Source organism: Pseudomonas sp. AMR01 (assembly GCF_041946035.1).
GTDB classification, from domain to species: domain Bacteria; phylum Pseudomonadota; class Gammaproteobacteria; order Pseudomonadales; family Pseudomonadaceae; genus Aquipseudomonas; species Aquipseudomonas antarctica_B.
This window is the reverse complement of the sequence record NZ_JAUTYR010000045.1, coordinates 23211-39194: the sequence shown is the minus strand read 5'-3', so window position 1 is coordinate 39194 and position 15984 is coordinate 23211. Positions and strand designations below refer to the sequence as shown.

Genomic DNA, 15984 nt, shown 5'->3' with positions numbered 1-15984 from the left:
CCGAGTGGTGGGGCGGAGCGTTTTTGGTTACTTTTTGCGCTCTTCAAAAAGTGACCCGCTGTAAGAGCGGAACCCATTTCAGCCTTAAAACAAATAACGGATATACACCCAACTCACAAAGCCAACCCCTTCAACTCCTTCAAATGCTTGTAAACCGTAGCCCGCCCCATCCCCAACACATTCGCCACATAATTCGAAGCGCTCTTACCCTTGAACGCCCCCTCAGCATGCAACGCCAGCACCAACTCGCGCTTATGGTCGCGGGTCAGCAGATTCAAACTCAACTGCCGCTCCCGCATCCACGCGTGCAGAAACGTATTAATCCGCTCCTGCCAATCATCGCGAAACAGCGAGTCCGGCTGCGCAATCAACCTGCTCGGCGACAGAAACAAATCCAGCGCCGCCTTGGCGTTTTCAAACAACGAAATATTCAGGTTGATGCACAACACCGCAAGCCGCTGGCCCTTGTGGTCATGCAGCACAGTGCTAAGGCTGCGAATTTTCTGACCGTCCCAATTGAGCTTCTCGTACGGCCCGATATTCACTTCGCTGACATCACCGCTGACCATGTCCTCCAACGCCGAGTCATCACCTATCGCCCGCTTCGACAGGTTATTGGCAATGTAATCGACCTTCTGCGTGCGCAAATCATGCAGCACCACTTCGGCGTGGGGGAAGAACAGTGTGGCGATCGCATCGGCGATCGCGCGAAAATTCTGCATGACCTTTTCTTGCTCGGCGGTGTTCATCAATGGGGCTCCAGGCGGACGGGGGAGAGCATACCAGCGTCCAGGCCGAACCGCGTGAGTTGCTCCGGCAGCGGGGCGCCGCGCACCAGCGCAGCGCTCGCCTGGCCCATCGCCGGTGAGGTCTGGATGCCGTAGCCGCCTTGCGCGGCCACCCAAAACAATCCCGGAACCTTGGGATCAAAACCCGAGAGTAAATCGCCATCGTGCACAAAGCTGCGCAGCCCCGCCCAGGTGCGTGTCGGGCGGCGGATGGTCAGCGTGGTGGCTTCTTCGATCTGGTAGATGCCCATGGCGATGTCCAGCTCTTCCGGCTGGATGTCCTGCGGCTCGACCGGGTCGGCATTGGCCGGCGAGCCGAGGAACATGCCCGCGTCGGGCTTCATGTAGAAGGCTTCGTCGAGGGCCACCAGCATCGGCCAATGGTGCGTGTCCACGCCTTCCGGCCCGGCGAAGATAAACGCCGAGCGACGCTTGGCTTGCAGCCCGATGGAGGCCGCGCCGGCCAGCCCGCCGATATGGTCGGCCCAGGCGCCGGCGGCGTTGATGATGATGGGCGTGGTGTAGGTCGCGTCCTGGGTGCGTACATGCCAAAGGCCGCCGGAATCGCGGCTCAGGCCGAGCACGTGGCTGTCAGTGCGCACTTCACTGTTGTTGCGGCGGATACCGCGCAAGTAGCCCTGGTGCAGGGCGTCGGTGTCGATGTCGCTGGCGGTCGGGTCGAAGATCGCGCCGTGGACTTTTTCCCGGCGCAAAATTGGCAGCCGTGCGCATGCCTCGTCGGCACTCAGGCGCTCCACCTGCGACACCGTGGCCTTGGCGCTCTGGTATTGGCTCTCCAGTTCCGTCGGGTCGCCGTTGAAATCAACGGTCATTTCGCCGCGTGGCGTCAGCAATGGGTGCTCGCAAAAACCTGCCGGTGGCGTATCGAAAAACGCGCGGCTGGCCAGGGTCAGCGCGCGCACTTGCGGCGTGCCGTAAGCGGCGGTGTAAAGCGCCGCCGAACGCCCGGTGGAATGATAGGCCGGGTGGTTTTCACGCTCCAGCACCAGCACCTTGCCGTGCTGCGACAACCAGAACCCAGTCGACGCGCCCGCAATGCCGCCGCCGATGATGATGAAGTCTGCATGGCTCATAAACGTCTCCTGAAAGAGGGTTAGCGCTGGATTCGGTAGAGGGCATTGGCCAGGGCCACGTCTTCCAGGCCCAGCCCGATTGAGCGGAAGTACACATGCCGTTTGTAAGCGGGGCGCTGGACCATGTCGCTGAGCAACTCGGGCAGGTCGCCGATCACGGCGCGCTTGTCCCAGCCGTGCAGCTCGCTGGCAATCAGCATGTCGCCGGCTGCGCCCGGAGTGGTCTGGCGATAGTCGCAGAACACCTGCATGTCGTTGAGGCTGTGCGGCGGCACTTCATGAGCGCCCGGCGCATTGGTGCTGATGGAGGTGATCAGCGCCGGTTTGCTCAGGCGCGCCGGGTCGATCACCGGGCGCGCAGAAGAGGTGCACAGCAGGATCACGTCGGCGTCTTCGAGTGCACTGTCGACCGTTGTGGCCATGGTCAGCCGAGGGTCCAGGCTTTGGAGGTGCGCGAGGGTTTCAGCGCTGGCGCTTCCTAGGCTGGGGGAATACAGGCGAATGCTTTGCCAGTCGCGCAGGTTTTGCACGTAGCGCAAATGCGCCTGGGCAACCTTGCCACTGCCGATAATCGCCAGCCGCCTGGCGGCCAAGGGTGCCAGCGCCTCCACCGCCAGCGCCGTCGTGGCCGCGGTGCGTTCGGTGGTCAGCTCGCCTGCATCGCAAAGCAACAGCGGCTGGCCGGTGTGCATCGACATCAACAGGGTCCAGGCCGTCACCAGTGGCCCCTGTTCGCGCACGATATACGGCGAAGTCTTGACCCCGTACACCTCATCTTCGGCCAGCACGCCCAGGTAATTGATAAAGTCGCCGGCGCCATTTGGAAACTCCACCAACTGTTGCGGCGGCTGCACGGCAAGCCCGGCCGCCATGTCGCGGAACAGTTTATGCAAGACATGAGGAACGTCGATGTGGGCGAGTAACTCACGGGCCTGAGCCCGGTTGATCACTGGAGGCGTGCTGGACATGGATATTTCCGTATATAAACTATTTTTTCCATTATGGACTTTTAGTTGCGATGAGCAATATCCACGGGGAAAAAAGGCTACCGATGGCGCCTCACCGCGTGCCTCGGTTCAGGCCCTTCGAAAAAGATTGAAAAATCACATTAAATGTTATTTAAATACCAAAAATAATAGCGGCTCGACCGGCTGGGTCGTGCACGCGACAACACGGGGTGGCACTGCGCATGACAATTGAACAAGACTTGATGGAACAGGCAAGGCAGGCCTCTGCTCGCACCTATTCGCCGTACTCGCATTTTCCCGTCGGGGCGGCCTTGTTGACCGCCGACGGCGAGGTGGTGCTGGGCTGCAATGTGGAGAACATCTCCTACGGCCTGACCAACTGTGCCGAGCGCAGCGCCTTGTTCAGCGCCATCAGCCAGGGCCATGCACCGGGAAGTTTCAAGGCTATTGCGATCTACGCACCCAACGTTTCACTGATAAGCCCTTGCGGTGCCTGCCGCCAGGTGATGCTGGAGTTGATGGCAAAGGATGCAGTGGTGATCTGCCAGGGCAATGACCCGGCGGCCACGCGCACCTGGACCCTGGCGCAATTGCTGCCAGGCGCCTTCGACGCTTTCTAATCCCTGGCAGGCCTTCGGGTCTGCGTCCGCCTCATCCTCTGTTGAGATGCCCGCATGATCAGTCTTGTCGGAATAGCGACGCTTATTGTCATTGCCATTGCATTATCCCCACGGCGCCGTTCGATCAATTGGCGCACGGTCTCGGTGGCCTTTGCGCTGCAGGTGTTGATCGGCGCTTTCGCCCTCTACGTACCCTGGGGCCAGGACGTGCTGGCCTCGCTCTCCGGCGCGGTGTCGTCCTTGCAGCTGTACGCCAACAAGGGCATTGAGTTTCTGTTCGGAGGCCTGAGTTCACCACATATGTTCGAGGTGTTCGGCAGCGGCGGGTTCGTGTTCGCCATCCGCGTATTGCCGATGATCGTGTTCTTCGGCAGCTTTATTTCGGTGCTGTATTACATCGGTGTGATGGGCTGGATCATCCGTCTGGTGGGCGGCACCTTGCGCCTGTTGCTGGGCACCAGCCGCATCGAGTCGATGGTGGTGACCTCGGCGATTTTCATCGGCCAATCCGAAGTGCCGCTGGTGGTACGGCCATTTATTGCCAGGCTGACACGCTCGGAGTTGTTCGCGGTGATGGTCGGTGGTTTCGCCGCCGTGGCCGGTTCCGTATTGCTCGGTTATGCAGGGTTGGGGGTGGAGCTCAAATACCTGATTGCCGCGTGCTTTATGTCGGCGCCTGGAGCGCTGCTGATGGCCAAGTTGATGGAACCGGAAACCGAAACCGCCAGCACCGAACAGGTGATTTCGCAACTGGACCACGGTGAAAACCGCCCCACCAATATCATCGACGCCGCCGCCGAAGGTGCCCAGGTCGGCTTGCGCCTGGCCCTGGCCGTGGGCGCCATGCTGCTGGCGTTTATCGCCCTGATCGCCTTGTTGAACGGGCTATTGGGGTGGGCCGGCAACTGGTTCGGCTATCCGCAGTTGACCCTGCAACTGATCCTTGGGTATGTGCTGGCGCCCCTGGCGTTTCTGCTGGGCGTGCCGTGGCACGAGGCGGTGATGGCGGGCGGCTTCATCGGTGAAAAACTGGTGCTCAACGAATTCGTCGCGTATGCCGACCTGTCCAATTACCTCACCCCGGCCAAGGCGGCCGAGGCCGGCGTGCCGCTGTTGTCAGTGCACACCCAGGTGATCGTCACCTTTGCCCTGTGCGGTTTTGCCAATTTGTCATCGATCGCGATTCAACTGGGCGGCCTGTCCGGGATCGCCCCGCAACGCCGGCAGGAACTGGCGCGGCTGGGCCTGCGAGCGATGATCGGCGGCACGCTGTCGAACCTGATGAGTGCGGCCATCGTCGGCTTTTTCATTTCGCTGTAAGGAGTGCGGTATGTGGTTGCCACAAGAAGTGATTCGGCGCAAACGCGACGGCCACGCCCTGGCGGCGGCGGATATTCAACGCTTTGTCGCCGGAATTGCCGACGCCAGCCTCAGCGATGGCCAAGTGGCGGCGTTCGCCATGGCGGTGTTCCTCAAAGGCATGGACGTGACCGAACGCATCGTCTTTACCGAGGCCATGCGTGATTCCGGCGAGGTGCTGAGCTGGGACTTGCCAGGGCCGGTGGTGGACAAACATTCCACCGGTGGCGTCGGCGACCTGATCAGCCTGGTGCTGGCGCCCTTGTTGGCGGCCTGCGGCTGTTACGTGCCGATGATTTCCGGGCGTGGCCTGGGTCATACCGGCGGCACTCTGGACAAGCTCGAGAGCATTCCCGGCTATGACTGCCAACCGAGTTCGCAGCGGCTGCGGGAAATCGTGGCTGAGGTCGGCTGCGCCATCATCGGTCAGACGGCCAACCTCGCTCCGGCGGACAAGCGCCTGTACGTGATCCGCGACGTGACCGGTTCGGTGGAGTCGATTGATCTGATCACGGCATCGATCCTTGGCAAGAAACTCGCCGCCGGCCTCGATGTGTTGATCATGGACGTGAAGACCGGCAACGGTGCCTTCATGGCCGAAGCTGAGCAGGCCCGCGAGCTGGCGGCGAGTATCGTCGCCGTGGCCAACGGCGCCGGGGTCAATACCCGCGCGTTGATCACCGACATGAACCAGCCATTGGCGCGCAGTGCCGGGAATGCCCTGGAAGTTGCCGAAGCGGTGGCGTTGCTCAAGGGCGACGTGCGCAGCGAGCGCTTGTGGGAAGTCACCTTGGCGCTGGCCACTGAGGTACTGACGATGGCCGGCCTGGCGCGCGATGACGCGCATGCCCGTGATCAGCTGCATCAGGCCTGGCAGAGCGGTGCGGCGCTGCAGCGATTCGGGCAGATGGTCAGCGCGTTGGGTGGCCCGCAGGATTTCATACAAAACCCCGAAGCGTATTTGCCGAAGGCGGCGGTGTCGGAACCGGTGTGGGCCGAAGCTGAGGGGCGCGTCACTGAGATCGACACCCGATCGGTGGGCCTGGCGGTGGTGGCGCTCGGCGGTGGACGCAGTCACCCGGATGACGTTCTGGACCTGTCCGTGGGCTTCAGTGAGCTGGCCTTGGTGGGTGAGCAGGTGAGCGCGCAACGGCCATTGGGTTGGGTTCACGCGCGCAATAACACGCAGGCGGAGCAGGGCGCGGCGGCCCTGCGCGCGGCTTATCGATTGGGCGGCGAAAGCCTGGCCGCCCGCAGCATGATCCAGGCGGTGTTATGAGCAAAGCCATTGTGTTGGTGCTCGACTCCCTGGGCATCGGTGCCAGCGCCGACGCCGCCCTGTTTGGCGATACCGGTGCCGATACCCTGCGCCATATCGCCGAGGCCTGTGCCCGCGGCGAGGCCGATGGGCCATTGCGCAACGGGCCACTGCACCTGCCGCATTTAGGTGCGCTGGGCTTGGGCGCTGCGGCCGCAGCCAGTGGCGGTGGGCCGTTGCCCGGCCATTGGGGCGATGCGGCACTCATTGGCGCGTTTGGTCATGCCCGCGAACAATCCTCAGGCAAGGACACACCGTCCGGGCATTGGGAAATGATGGGCGTGCCAGTGTTGTTTGACTGGGGCTATTTCGAGCAACCGGTCGACTCGTTTCCGCCGCAGTTGCTTGCAGACCTAATCGAAAAAGCCGGGTTGCCGGGGATTCTGGGCAATTGCCATGCCTCAGGCACCACGGTGCTGGACGACTTGGGGGAGGCGCATATCCGCAGCGGTCAGCCGATTTGCTACACCTCGGCCGACAGCGTGTTTCAGATTGCGGCCCACGAAAGCCATTTCGGGCTGGAAGCGCTGTACCGGGTGTGTGAAATCGCGCGCACCTTGTGCGACGACTACACGGTAGGGCGTGTGATTGCCCGGCCGTTCACCGGCGAGCGTGCGGGGGCGTTTCGCCGCACCGGCAACCGCCGCGACTACACCGTGCCACCGCATTCGGCGACATTGCTGGATCACCTGTGTGAAGCCGGCGGCACGGTGCATGCGGTGGGCAAGATCGGCGATATTTTTGCTCACCGTGGCATCAGCCGTTTATTCAAGGCGGACGGCAACGACGCGCTCTTCGACGCCACGCTCCAGGCTTGCCAGGCGGCGCCCGACAACAGCCTGGTGTTCGCCAACTTCGTCGACTTCGACATGCTCTACGGCCACCGCCGCGACCTGGCCGGCTACGCCGCCGCGCTGGAGGCCTTCGACCGTCGATTGCCGCAATTGCTTACGCAGATGGACCCGCAGACCTTGCTGATCATCAGCGCCGATCACGGTTGCGATCCGTCCCGCCCTGGCAGCGACCACACCCGCGAGCACGTCCCCGTACTGGCGTATGGCGCGGGGTTACCCGCCGGCTGGTTAGGTGAGCGAAGCAGCTTTGCCGACATCGGCCAGACCCTGGCACAACACTTGGGGTTGGCACCCTTGGCCTGTGGCCACTCCTTCCTGCCCCCAAAGCCATAACCCCCCCCACACACTGTGGCGAGCGGGCTTGCCCCGCGTTGGGCTGCGAAGCAGCCCCAAAAGATGGCCCTGCTAAGCACTCCAGCAGGAGCAAGCTCCCCCGCTACAGGCTTGTCAGCGCATATGCAGGATGATCGGGCTGCTGCTGGCCGGGTCGGTATGCCCGCGCAGCTTGTTCACCGCAGCGGCATCAACCGCGCCACCGTTGTTGCCCCAGGTACCGCGCACATAGCTCAGCACTTGAGCGATCTCAGCGTCCGACAACTGCTCACGAAACGCAGGCATGCGGTACGCATCCGGTACACCTGCCGCCACCACCCGTTGTGAGCCGTTGAGGGTGATGTTGATCGCCGAGGCGTCTTCCTTCGCCAATGCCGACGTGGCACCGGCCAGCGGCGGCATCGACTCGGGCTGGCCCTTGCCATCAATGCCATGGCAGGAAGCGCAGCGAGTCGCGTAGGTGTGAGCGCCGGGAACATCCATGCGCGCATTTGCGGCCACGGCCTGGTACTGCCATGGCGTGCCGTCGCGCTGTGGGTCGCCGGGTAGCGATTTGAGGTAATGGGCGATCGCCGCCAGGTCGTCGTCAGCCATGAACTGCGTGGAGTTATTGAACGCTTCGGTCATTGAACCGTACACCACCGCATGCTTGTTGCGCCCGACCTTGAGGAACTGCACGATTTCCGGCTCGCTCCAGCGCGCCAAACCAGTGTTGGGGTCCTGGCGCAGACTGGGCGCATACCAGCCGTCGAGCAGTGCACCGGTGAGGAACGGTTTGCCGGATTCATCCAGCGCCTTCTCGTTGAAAGCCAGGCCGCGCGGCGTATGGCAGCTGCCGCAGTGGCCCGGGCCTTGAACGATATAAGCGCCGCGATTCCACAGGGCGTCCTGATCGGTTTTGGCCGCGTACGGCTCATTAGGCGCAAACACCCCGTTCCACAGCGCGATAGGCCAACGCATATTCAGCGGCCACGGAATGCTGCTGGGGATATTCGGCTGATCGGCCGGCGCGATGCCCTTCATGAAGAACGCGTACATGGCGCGCACGTCATCGTCACTGAGCTTGGCGTAAGACGGGTAGGGCATGGCCGGGTACAGCCGTCGCCCGTCCGGCGCCACGCCGTGGCGCACTGCGCGGTCAAAGTCGGCCAGCGAGTAGGCGCCGATGCCGGACTTTTTGTCCGGCGTGATATTGGTGGCGTGAATCGCCCCCAGCGGCGTGGCCATTTCCAGGCCTCCCGCGAAAGGAGCCTTGCCCGGCAAACTGTGGCAGGCCACGCAGTCACTCAGGCGGGCGACATACTCGCCGCGACTGACTAAAGCGGGGTCGACACTGGCGGCCGGTGCCGCCTCGAAAGGCGACGCCGGCTCACGGGTTACGTACCAGGCCAGCAGGCCTGCCGCGACCAGGCAGGGCAGCGCCAGCCAGCCTGCGGTTCTAGCGAATCGTCGGTTGTTCATGGGCGTTCCCTGTCGGTTAACTAAACGTGTATCGGCTCAATGGCAAGCTGCGGATGCGCTGCCCGGTCAATTGCGCCACCGCATTGGCCACCGCCGGCGCCACTGCAGGGAGCGGAGGTTCACCGATACCGCCCATTTTTTCGCCACTCTCGACGATCCTTACGTGCACTTGCGCCATGCGCGAGAGTGGCAGGATCGGGTACAGGTCGTAGTTGCGCGCCCTTGGTTTGCCGTCCACGTACACCGCTTCCTCCACCAGGGTTTGCGACAAGCCCAAGGCCACAGCGCCATTGACCTGTGCCTCAACGATTGCCGGGTTGACGATGCTGCCCGGGTCGATGGCTTCCCAGATGTGGTGCACCTTGACCTGGCCTTTTTCAATCGACACTTCAGCAATCACCGCCGCCTGGGAGCCGAACGGCGACGCCATGGCCACGCCGCGTGCACGCTTGCTGCCGTCTTCGGCGGTATATGGGCCACGTTTCCAGCCCCCGGACAAATCACCGACGGCTTGCAGCAACGTGGTCAGCCGTTTGTTGTCGCGCAGCAGGTGCAAGCGCAGTTCATACGGGTCGTGGCCGCCTTTGTCGGCCAGTTCGTCGAGGAACGCTTCATAGAAAAAGTCATTGAGGGAATTGCCCACCGAACGCCAGTAACCGAGCATCGGCGGGCCTTTGACGTAGATCTGCGCGATACGTTTGTTAGGGATGGCGTAAGCCTTGCCCGACAAACCTTCAAGGGCCGTGGGGTCGATTTTGTCGCCCTGTTTGCCGGCGATGGCTTCGGTGGGGCCTTCGGTGGCGCTCACCGCTTCAATGGCGATCGGCAAGCCTTGGTCGTCCAGTGCAGCACGGAACTTGACCACCGCGACCGGGCGCAGCACATCACGCAGGAACTCTTCTTCGCGGCTCCAGATCAGCTTGATCGGGCGCCCCACGGCCTTGGCCAGTGCGATGGCCTGCGGGTACGGGTTGGCCGAGTCATACAGGAAATGCCGGCCGAAGAAACCGCCGAGCAACGGCGAATGCAGGTTGATCTGTTCTATGGACAGCCCGGTGCGCTTGGCCATGTCGGCGCGGAACATATCCGGCGCCTGGTTCGGCAGCCACACGTCGAGCGTGCCGTCGGGGTTGAAGCGTGCCAGCGCTGACGGCGGCTCCAATTGAGCGTGATTCAAATACTGGTTGTGGTACGTGGCTTCGACCTTGGTTTTGGCGTTGTTCAGCGCGCCGGCCACATCACCTTCGTTTTCGTCGTCACGGGACGGGCCTTGCTGAGCGGCGAGAAAGTCACGGTACTTGTCGGTGGAAAAATCCGCCGGCATTGCCCGCACTGTCGAGTCGGCGCCAGCTTCCTGCCACTCCACCTGAATCGCTTCCACTGCGCGCTTGGCGTGCCACCAACGTTCGGCGACCACCGCCACAGCGCCGGGCAAGGTGTGCACCGAATGCACGCCTTTCATGGCTTCGACCTGCGGCTGGTTGCGCAGGCTGGCAACGGTCATGCCCAGGCGCGGCGCATGCTGCACGGCGGCGTGGAGCATGCCGTCGACTTTCAGGTCGATGCTGTATTGCGCCTTGCCGGTGGATTTGTCGTAGGCGTCCAGGCGTTTTACCGGCTTGCCGATCCAGCGGAACTGGCTCGGGTCGCGCAAGGTAATGGTGGCGGGGTCCGGCACCGGCATATCGAGGGCGCGGCTGGCCAGTTCGCCGTAGCCCAGCGAGCGGCCCGACGCGGCATGCACGACGCGGCCAGGTTGCGTGGTCAGTTGGGCCACCGGCACGCCAAGCTGTTCGGCACCGGCCTGCAACAGCATGGCCCGCGCCAGGGCGCCCAGGCGGCGCATGGTCGGGTAGCTCATGCGGATCGACATGCTGCCGCCGGTAATGCGCATGCCATTGTCCATCACCACATAGGCGTCACCCGGCGGCGCGGCTTCGACGATAAACGTGGCGGGGTCGGCGTCCAGCTCTTCACCGACAATCTGCGCCATGGCGGTGTGGGTGCCCTGGCCGCCTTCCATAAAGGGGCTGAGCAGCCGAACGCTGCCGTCCGGGCGAATCTCCAAAAACGCTGGCACCTGAGTGCCGCGCTCTGCAGCGCCCGCCGTGGCGGCGTAGGCCCTGGGAACGCCCATCGGCAGGCCGAAGCCTAAGACCAGCGCGCCCACGGCGGTACTGGCCAGAAAACGCCGGCGGGAAAGGTTGACCGGATCACCGGACGCCGCATCAAGAATGTCAGGGGGCAGGGTCATTACACGGTCCCCTTCGCCAAATCGTGCACGGCGGTTTTGATTGCGTTGTAGGTGCCGCAACGGCAAAGGTTGACCATTGCCGCTTCGATTTGCTCATCCGTCGGCGCGGGGGTGTGCTTGAGCAGCGCCGTGGCCGCCATCACTTGCCCGGACTGGCAATAACCGCACTGCGCCACTTGGTGTTCGACCCAGGCCGCGACCACGCGCTTGCCAATGGCATCGTCTTCAACGGCTTCGATGGTGGTGATTTCGCGGCCAACCACGCCGGCCACTGGCGTGACGCAAGAGCGCACCACATTGCCATCGACCAGCACTGAGCAGGCGCCACACTGGGCCAGGCCGCAGCCGTACTTGGTGCCGGTCATGCCCAGGTCATCGCGGATCACCCACAGCAACGGTGTGTCCGCGTCAGCATCGACCTGATAGGACTTATTGTTGATACGTAATTCCATTGCTCTCACCTGCTAATCATCGGTTGGTGCAGCTTTTTTCTTTTTTATGAGTACGTGCAACGCGGGCGTTTTACGCCGGCGAGGGGCCAGGCTCAGGGCGACTGGCGCACATCGTTAGACTCTAGCCCACGGCGCAAGGGCTATCTATCCATTCGCCGAAGAGTCGGAGGATTAGGCAAGTATTCGACAGGATTGCACGCATGCGCCTGCTGACCCGGATGCTCGACGAGCTCTACCGGCGCGTCCGCCTCAACGACACGCAACGCTTTACGTTGATGAACGTGTTGCCGGTGCAGTGATGCCTGCCCCCGCCCGGCGGTGCGGTCATTCCGATTTGTACGTAGGAAACGGCCTATCTTGTGCCGCCTCTGTTGAAACACCCCTCGGTGGGCAATAGCCTCGGACTTTTCTTAATGAGAGTGCCTGCCTTGGGTAAGCAAAAAATGGTGTGGCCCACTGAACGCGAGGTTCGCCTGCGATTTATCCTTTTTGCCGTCATCGACATGGCGAGCGCCCGAGGTGCGCCTGCCGACATATTGTTGACTGCCCACAAACTGCTGCGTACGTCGCCATCGGAGTTGCAAATGCGTGAAAGCCTGGCCGACATTTTGGCGTGCGACGCGATGTATGGCTTCCGGTTCCCGCACGGGTCGGAGGCAGATGATTTCATACGGGCACTAGAACCAATGGACAGGTAAGCGGGTTAGCGCGTTTATCTCCTGAGGTTCTGACTCAATCGAGAGCCCCTTGCTCCCCCATCCATTTACTGGCATTGTTCGCGCAATTGGTAATTCTTCCCATTTGAGAATTTTTTGCGCATGCATGACATTCCGGCCGTGCCGAGCGATTGCGCCCGTCAGCAGACCCTCGCGGCAATGTACAGCGAGCATCACGGCTGGTTGCTTGGCTGGCTGCGCAGGAAACTGGGCTGTTCCCAGCACGCGGCCGACTTGGCCCACGATGCATTTATCCGTGTACTGATGTTGGCCGAGCCGCAAGATATCAAGGAGCCCCGCGCGTTTCTGGCGACCACGGCAGGGCGGTTGCTGATTGATGGCGCTCGGCGTCGGCGCATCGAAAAAGCTTACATGGAAGCCTTGGCCATTCAGTGCGAAGACGCCGGAATGCCCGACCCGGCAGCCATTCATGTGGCGTTGCAGGCCCTGGAGCGCATCACCGAAATGCTCGCCGGTTTGCCTGCGAAAACCCGCGAAGCCTTTCTGCTGAGTCGCCTCGACGGGCTGACCTACAGCGAAATTGCCACCCGCCTGAACGTGTCTTCCAGCACCGTTAAAAACTATCTGTCCACGGCCTTGGTGCACTGTTACCACAGCCTGCATGGGGCGGACCCATTGTCGTGAACTCGGAACAGATCATTCAACAAGCGGCGAATTGGCTGACGCGTTTGCACGATGAAGACGTCAGCGAGGCCGACCGCCAAGCCTTCGCGACCTGGTGCGAGGCCGACCCGCGCCACGCGGTGGCCGTGGAGCGCATGCGGGTTTTATGGGGCAATTTCGACACGTTGCCGGCACAACCTGCGCGCAGGGCGCTTAACCGCGCCTTCGCCCCGCACCGTTCGCGAGGCACACAGGTGCTGGGAGTGCTCGGTGTGGTGCTGTGCGGCTGGTTTGGCCTGCAACACCTGCCAGTGTGGATGGCCGACCAACGCACCGGCGTTGGCGAGCGCCGGCAGATCGTGCTCGAAGATGGCAGCCAGTTGCAGCTCAACAGCAACTCGGCGGTAGACGTGAGGTTCGACGGCCATCAACGGCTGATCGAACTGCTGCAAGGTGAGGTCTGGGTGGAGGTCGCCAAGGACCCGCAGCGGCCGTTCGTGGTGCGCACCGATCAGGGCACGGCCACAGCGCTGGGGACGCGCTATCTGGTCAAGCGTGGCGATGACGATTCCACGGTGGTTTCGGTGATCGAGTCCAGCGTGGCAGTCAAAGGCGAAACGGGCGAAGGTTTCAAGGTTGCGGCCGGCCAGCGTTCGCGCCTCGATCACGGCCACGCCCAACCGCCGCAAGCCATCGGCAACACCGACCCCGACGCGTGGACCCGTGGCCTGCTCAAGGTCAACGACCAGCCTTTGAGCGACGTGCTGCAAACCCTGGCCAGCTACCGTCACGGCTTGGTGCGTTTCGACCCCCAGGCCCTGAAAAACCTGCGGGTGTCCGGCGTATTCAAGCTCGACGACACCACCGCAGCCCTGTCGGCACTGGCGGATAACCTGCCGGTCAGCGTGGAGTACTTCACCGACCTGCTGGTGGTGATCAAGCCGCGCTGAGTCAGCGTTCGTTTCGACGCAGGCGTTTGTACAAGGTATTGCGACTGACGCCCAGTTCCCGCGCCAGGTGGGAAATGTTCCCGCCCGCGGCCTTCAGGCGCTGCGTCAGGTCCAGGTTTTCATCGATGTACTCGTCGGCAGGCAGTGGCGGCGGCACGTGCAAGTCCACGAAAAAATCGTCCGGCAGATGCTCCGGTCGAATCGGCTGCTCTTCGGCCATCGCCAGCGCCACCTGCAACACGCTGCTGACCTGACGCAAATTGCCCGGCCACGGGTGCTGCTCGAACAACGCCAGCACCTCGGCGCTGAGCCCGGCCCATTGGGTAGGCTCGCGGTGTTGTTGCCAAAGCTGCTTGAACAACGCCTGCTTATCCGTGCGTTCACGCAACGGTGGCAATTCGAGGGTCAGGCCGCCGATGCGGTAGTACAAATCCTCACGAAAGCGCCCGGCCTGCACCCACTCGCGCAGGGCGCGGTTGGTGGCCGAGATAATGCGTAAATCCACCGGGAACAGCTCGCTGCTGCCCACCGGTTGCACACAGCGTTCCTGCAAAACCCGCAGCAGACGCGCCTGGGTCGGCAGCGGCATATCGCCGATCTCGTCAAGAAACAGCGTGCCCTTGTCTGCCTTGCGAATCAGGCCAATGCTGCCTTTCTGGTTCGCACCGGTGAACGCGCCTTTTTCGTAGCCAAACAACTCCGATTCCACCAGCTCTGCGGGAATCGCCGCACAGTTCACCGCGATAAATGCCTGTCGGCTGCGCGAGCTGGCCTGGTGCAGGGCTTTGACGAACACCTCTTTGCCCACGCCCGTCTCGCCGTGGATCAGCAGCGGAATATCCTTCTCCAGCAAACGCTCGGCCTGGCGCACGGCTTTCTCCACGCGTGCGTCGCCAAAATGCAGGGTCTTGAGGCCAATCACCGCCGGTTTTAACGGTGCCGGTTCGCTGGGTTTGGGCTCGCTGAAAACTCGCGCTTGCACGGGCATTTGCCTGGGCCGCTTCAACAAACATTGAAACCGGTTGCGTCCCGCTGCCTGCAGGGCAAACGGCAACCCTTCCGGCTGGTTCAGCAACTCCAGCAGCGAGACCTTGAACAAACTGTCGATCAACACCCGCGACAGGCTGATGCCGAGCAAATTGTCGGCGCGGCGGTTGGCCGACAGAACCTGGCCGCTCTCATCAAAGATCAGCAGGCCGGCCCATTGGCTGTCGAGGTTGTTCAGGCCGGTGTTGAAGGTCAGCTGGAAATGTTCGCCGCGAAACAGGTTGAGGATCAGCCGGTTTTCCACGGTCTGGCTCATCATCCTGACCATGCCCAGGGTGTGGGAGGGCGGCAGGTAGCTGTCGCTGGACACATCCAGCACCGCGATGATTTCGCGCTGCGCATCGAAGATCGGCGCCGCCGAGCCGGTCATGAATCGGTTGGCCTTGAGGAAGTGTTCGTCGTGCTCGATATGCACCGCCTGCGCACACGCCAGCGCGGTGCCGATGGCGTTGGTGCCGCTGGAGCGCTCCCGCCAGCTGGCGCCGGGGTTAAACCCACGGGCGAGTTTGGGCTCGATAAAACGCTGGGTGCCCCATGACGTCAGCACTTGCCCCTCGTTGTCGGCGAGCATGATCAGGCAGTTGGAATTGCTCAGGATGTTTTCGTAGTAGGGCAGGACTTCCTGGTGGGTGGTCTGCACCAAGGAATGCTGGCTTTCCAGCAATTGGCTGATGCCCTCGGCGGGCAGTTGATCGAAGCTGGGGGCACTTTGATGGTCCAGGCCAAAGGCGCGGCAACGGCGCCAGGATTCCTGGATAAGGGTGTCGTGAGCCAAGGGTTCGGCCATGGGGCGACCTTCATATTTTTATTGTTATGGGGCTTGCACAATTCAGCGGTTGAAACCGTATCAACATGTGGGAGGGGGCTTGCTCCCGATAGCGGTGGGTCAGCAAATAAATCTGTACCTGACCCACCGCTATCGGGAGCAAGCCCCCTCCCACATTGGTTTCTGCAGTGTTCAGTCAATCGGCTTCAAAGAGTGTTGTTCACAACTGTTCATTGTCAACCCCACAGCTGTTCAGTTGTTCAGCGGGAGTGTTCACTCCTGAACATCGCCATTCACCCATTTCCTTACGCATCAAACGCTTGCAGTTTTGGCACGAAACTCGCTCTGACGAATGGCCAGATTCATTCCAATAATAAAAA

14 protein-coding genes are annotated in these 15984 nt (G+C 62.2%); 7 read left to right on the top strand and 7 right to left on the bottom strand.

Translation table 11 applies throughout. From position 1 onward, the window contains the following. Window positions 1-113 precede the first annotated feature (113 nt). The 3 genes from Q7C20_RS24260 to Q7C20_RS24250 are packed head-to-tail and all read right to left on the bottom strand — an operon-like array spanning window position 114 to window position 2850. A complete protein-coding gene (locus Q7C20_RS24260; protein WP_375070839.1) occupies window positions 114-749 on the bottom strand; it encodes a transcriptional regulator in 636 nt (211 codons plus the stop codon). Further along, on the bottom strand, window positions 749-1882 hold the full coding sequence (locus Q7C20_RS24255) for an NAD(P)/FAD-dependent oxidoreductase (protein ID WP_375070838.1): 1134 nt from the start codon (window positions 1880-1882) through the stop codon (window positions 749-751). Before Q7C20_RS24255 ends, Q7C20_RS24260 begins: the two co-directional genes overlap by 1 nt. 20 nt (window positions 1883-1902) lie before the next feature. Then, window positions 1903-2850 (bottom strand): ornithine cyclodeaminase family protein, encoded by a 948-nt coding sequence (locus Q7C20_RS24250; protein ID WP_375070837.1) that lies wholly within the window; start codon window positions 2848-2850, stop codon window positions 1903-1905. A 221-nt stretch (window positions 2851-3071) separates the two neighbouring features. On the opposite strand from Q7C20_RS24250, the gene Q7C20_RS24245 reads away from it, so the two are divergent. From Q7C20_RS24245 to Q7C20_RS24230, 4 genes are read left to right on the top strand one after another with little or no spacing between them, the layout of a single operon-like run. After that, window positions 3072-3470, top strand: a complete 399-nt coding sequence (locus tag Q7C20_RS24245) for a cytidine deaminase (RefSeq protein WP_375070836.1) — start codon at window positions 3072-3074, stop codon at window positions 3468-3470. Between the two features lie 54 nt (window positions 3471-3524). Then, window positions 3525-4790 (top strand): NupC/NupG family nucleoside CNT transporter, encoded by a 1266-nt coding sequence (locus tag Q7C20_RS24240; protein WP_375070835.1) that lies wholly within the window; start codon window positions 3525-3527, stop codon window positions 4788-4790. Window positions 4791-4800: 10 nt separating this feature from the next. After that, window positions 4801-6108, top strand: a complete 1308-nt coding sequence (gene deoA, locus Q7C20_RS24235) for a thymidine phosphorylase (RefSeq protein ID WP_375070834.1) — start codon at window positions 4801-4803, stop codon at window positions 6106-6108. Beyond that, the gene (locus Q7C20_RS24230; RefSeq protein WP_375070833.1) at window positions 6105-7334 is read left to right on the top strand and encodes a phosphopentomutase; all 1230 of its coding nucleotides are present in this window, start codon (window positions 6105-6107) and stop codon (window positions 7332-7334) included. Before deoA ends, Q7C20_RS24230 begins: the two co-directional genes overlap by 4 nt. 114 nt (window positions 7335-7448) lie before the next feature. Here Q7C20_RS24230 and Q7C20_RS24225 read toward each other — a convergent pair whose 3' ends face one another. Genes Q7C20_RS24225 through Q7C20_RS24215 form a run of 3 tightly spaced genes read right to left on the bottom strand, consistent with a single transcriptional unit; the run spans window position 7449 to window position 11501 of the window. After that, window positions 7449-8795 carry a c-type cytochrome gene (locus Q7C20_RS24225; protein ID WP_375070832.1) on the bottom strand — a complete coding sequence of 449 codons (1347 nt, stop codon included), beginning with the start codon at window positions 8793-8795 and terminating at the stop codon, window positions 7449-7451. A 16-nt stretch (window positions 8796-8811) separates the two neighbouring features. Then, the gene (locus tag Q7C20_RS24220; RefSeq protein WP_375070831.1) at window positions 8812-11049 is read right to left on the bottom strand and encodes a molybdopterin cofactor-binding domain-containing protein; all 2238 of its coding nucleotides are present in this window, start codon (window positions 11047-11049) and stop codon (window positions 8812-8814) included. Then, window positions 11049-11501 (bottom strand): (2Fe-2S)-binding protein, encoded by a 453-nt coding sequence (locus Q7C20_RS24215; RefSeq protein ID WP_348059471.1) that lies wholly within the window; start codon window positions 11499-11501, stop codon window positions 11049-11051. Before Q7C20_RS24215 ends, Q7C20_RS24220 begins: the two co-directional genes overlap by 1 nt. Before the next feature lie 428 nt (window positions 11502-11929). On the opposite strand from Q7C20_RS24215, the gene Q7C20_RS24210 reads away from it, so the two are divergent. From Q7C20_RS24210 to Q7C20_RS24200, 3 genes are all read left to right on the top strand, one after another. Further along, a complete protein-coding gene (locus tag Q7C20_RS24210) occupies window positions 11930-12199 on the top strand; it encodes a hypothetical protein (RefSeq protein WP_375070830.1) in 270 nt (89 codons plus the stop codon). 120 nt (window positions 12200-12319) lie between these two features. Further along, a complete protein-coding gene (locus tag Q7C20_RS24205) occupies window positions 12320-12862 on the top strand; it encodes a sigma-70 family RNA polymerase sigma factor (RefSeq protein ID WP_375070829.1) in 543 nt (180 codons plus the stop codon). Then, window positions 12859-13791 (top strand): FecR domain-containing protein, encoded by a 933-nt coding sequence (locus Q7C20_RS24200; protein ID WP_375070828.1) that lies wholly within the window; start codon window positions 12859-12861, stop codon window positions 13789-13791. Before Q7C20_RS24205 ends, Q7C20_RS24200 begins: the two co-directional genes overlap by 4 nt. 1 nt (window position 13792) lies before the next feature. On the opposite strand, the gene Q7C20_RS24195 is transcribed toward Q7C20_RS24200, so the two are convergent. Next, entirely contained in the window at window positions 13793-15625 is a 1833-nt protein-coding gene (locus Q7C20_RS24195; RefSeq protein ID WP_375070827.1) for a sigma-54-dependent Fis family transcriptional regulator, read from the bottom strand. Between the last annotated feature and the right edge of the window lie 359 nt (window positions 15626-15984).

Coding starts and splice junctions, on each gene's coding strand:
- Q7C20_RS24260 (WP_375070839.1), bottom strand. CDS start 749: ATGAACACCGCCGAGCAAGAAAAGGTCATGCAGAATTTTCGCGCGATC.
- Q7C20_RS24255 (WP_375070838.1), bottom strand. CDS start 1,882: ATGAGCCATGCAGACTTCATCATCATCGGCGGCGGCATTGCGGGCGCG.
- Q7C20_RS24250 (WP_375070837.1), bottom strand. CDS start 2,850: ATGTCCAGCACGCCTCCAGTGATCAACCGGGCTCAGGCCCGTGAGTTA.
- Q7C20_RS24245 (WP_375070836.1), top strand. CDS start 3,072: ATGACAATTGAACAAGACTTGATGGAACAGGCAAGGCAGGCCTCTGCT.
- Q7C20_RS24240 (WP_375070835.1), top strand. CDS start 3,525: ATGATCAGTCTTGTCGGAATAGCGACGCTTATTGTCATTGCCATTGCA.
- deoA (WP_375070834.1), top strand. CDS start 4,801: ATGTGGTTGCCACAAGAAGTGATTCGGCGCAAACGCGACGGCCACGCC.
- Q7C20_RS24230 (WP_375070833.1), top strand. CDS start 6,105: ATGAGCAAAGCCATTGTGTTGGTGCTCGACTCCCTGGGCATCGGTGCC.
- Q7C20_RS24225 (WP_375070832.1), bottom strand. CDS start 8,795: ATGAACAACCGACGATTCGCTAGAACCGCAGGCTGGCTGGCGCTGCCC.
- Q7C20_RS24220 (WP_375070831.1), bottom strand. CDS start 11,049: ATGACCCTGCCCCCTGACATTCTTGATGCGGCGTCCGGTGATCCGGTC.
- Q7C20_RS24215 (WP_348059471.1), bottom strand. CDS start 11,501: ATGGAATTACGTATCAACAATAAGTCCTATCAGGTCGATGCTGACGCG.
- Q7C20_RS24205 (WP_375070829.1), top strand. CDS start 12,320: ATGCATGACATTCCGGCCGTGCCGAGCGATTGCGCCCGTCAGCAGACC.
- Q7C20_RS24195 (WP_375070827.1), bottom strand. CDS start 15,625: ATGGCCGAACCCTTGGCTCACGACACCCTTATCCAGGAATCCTGGCGC.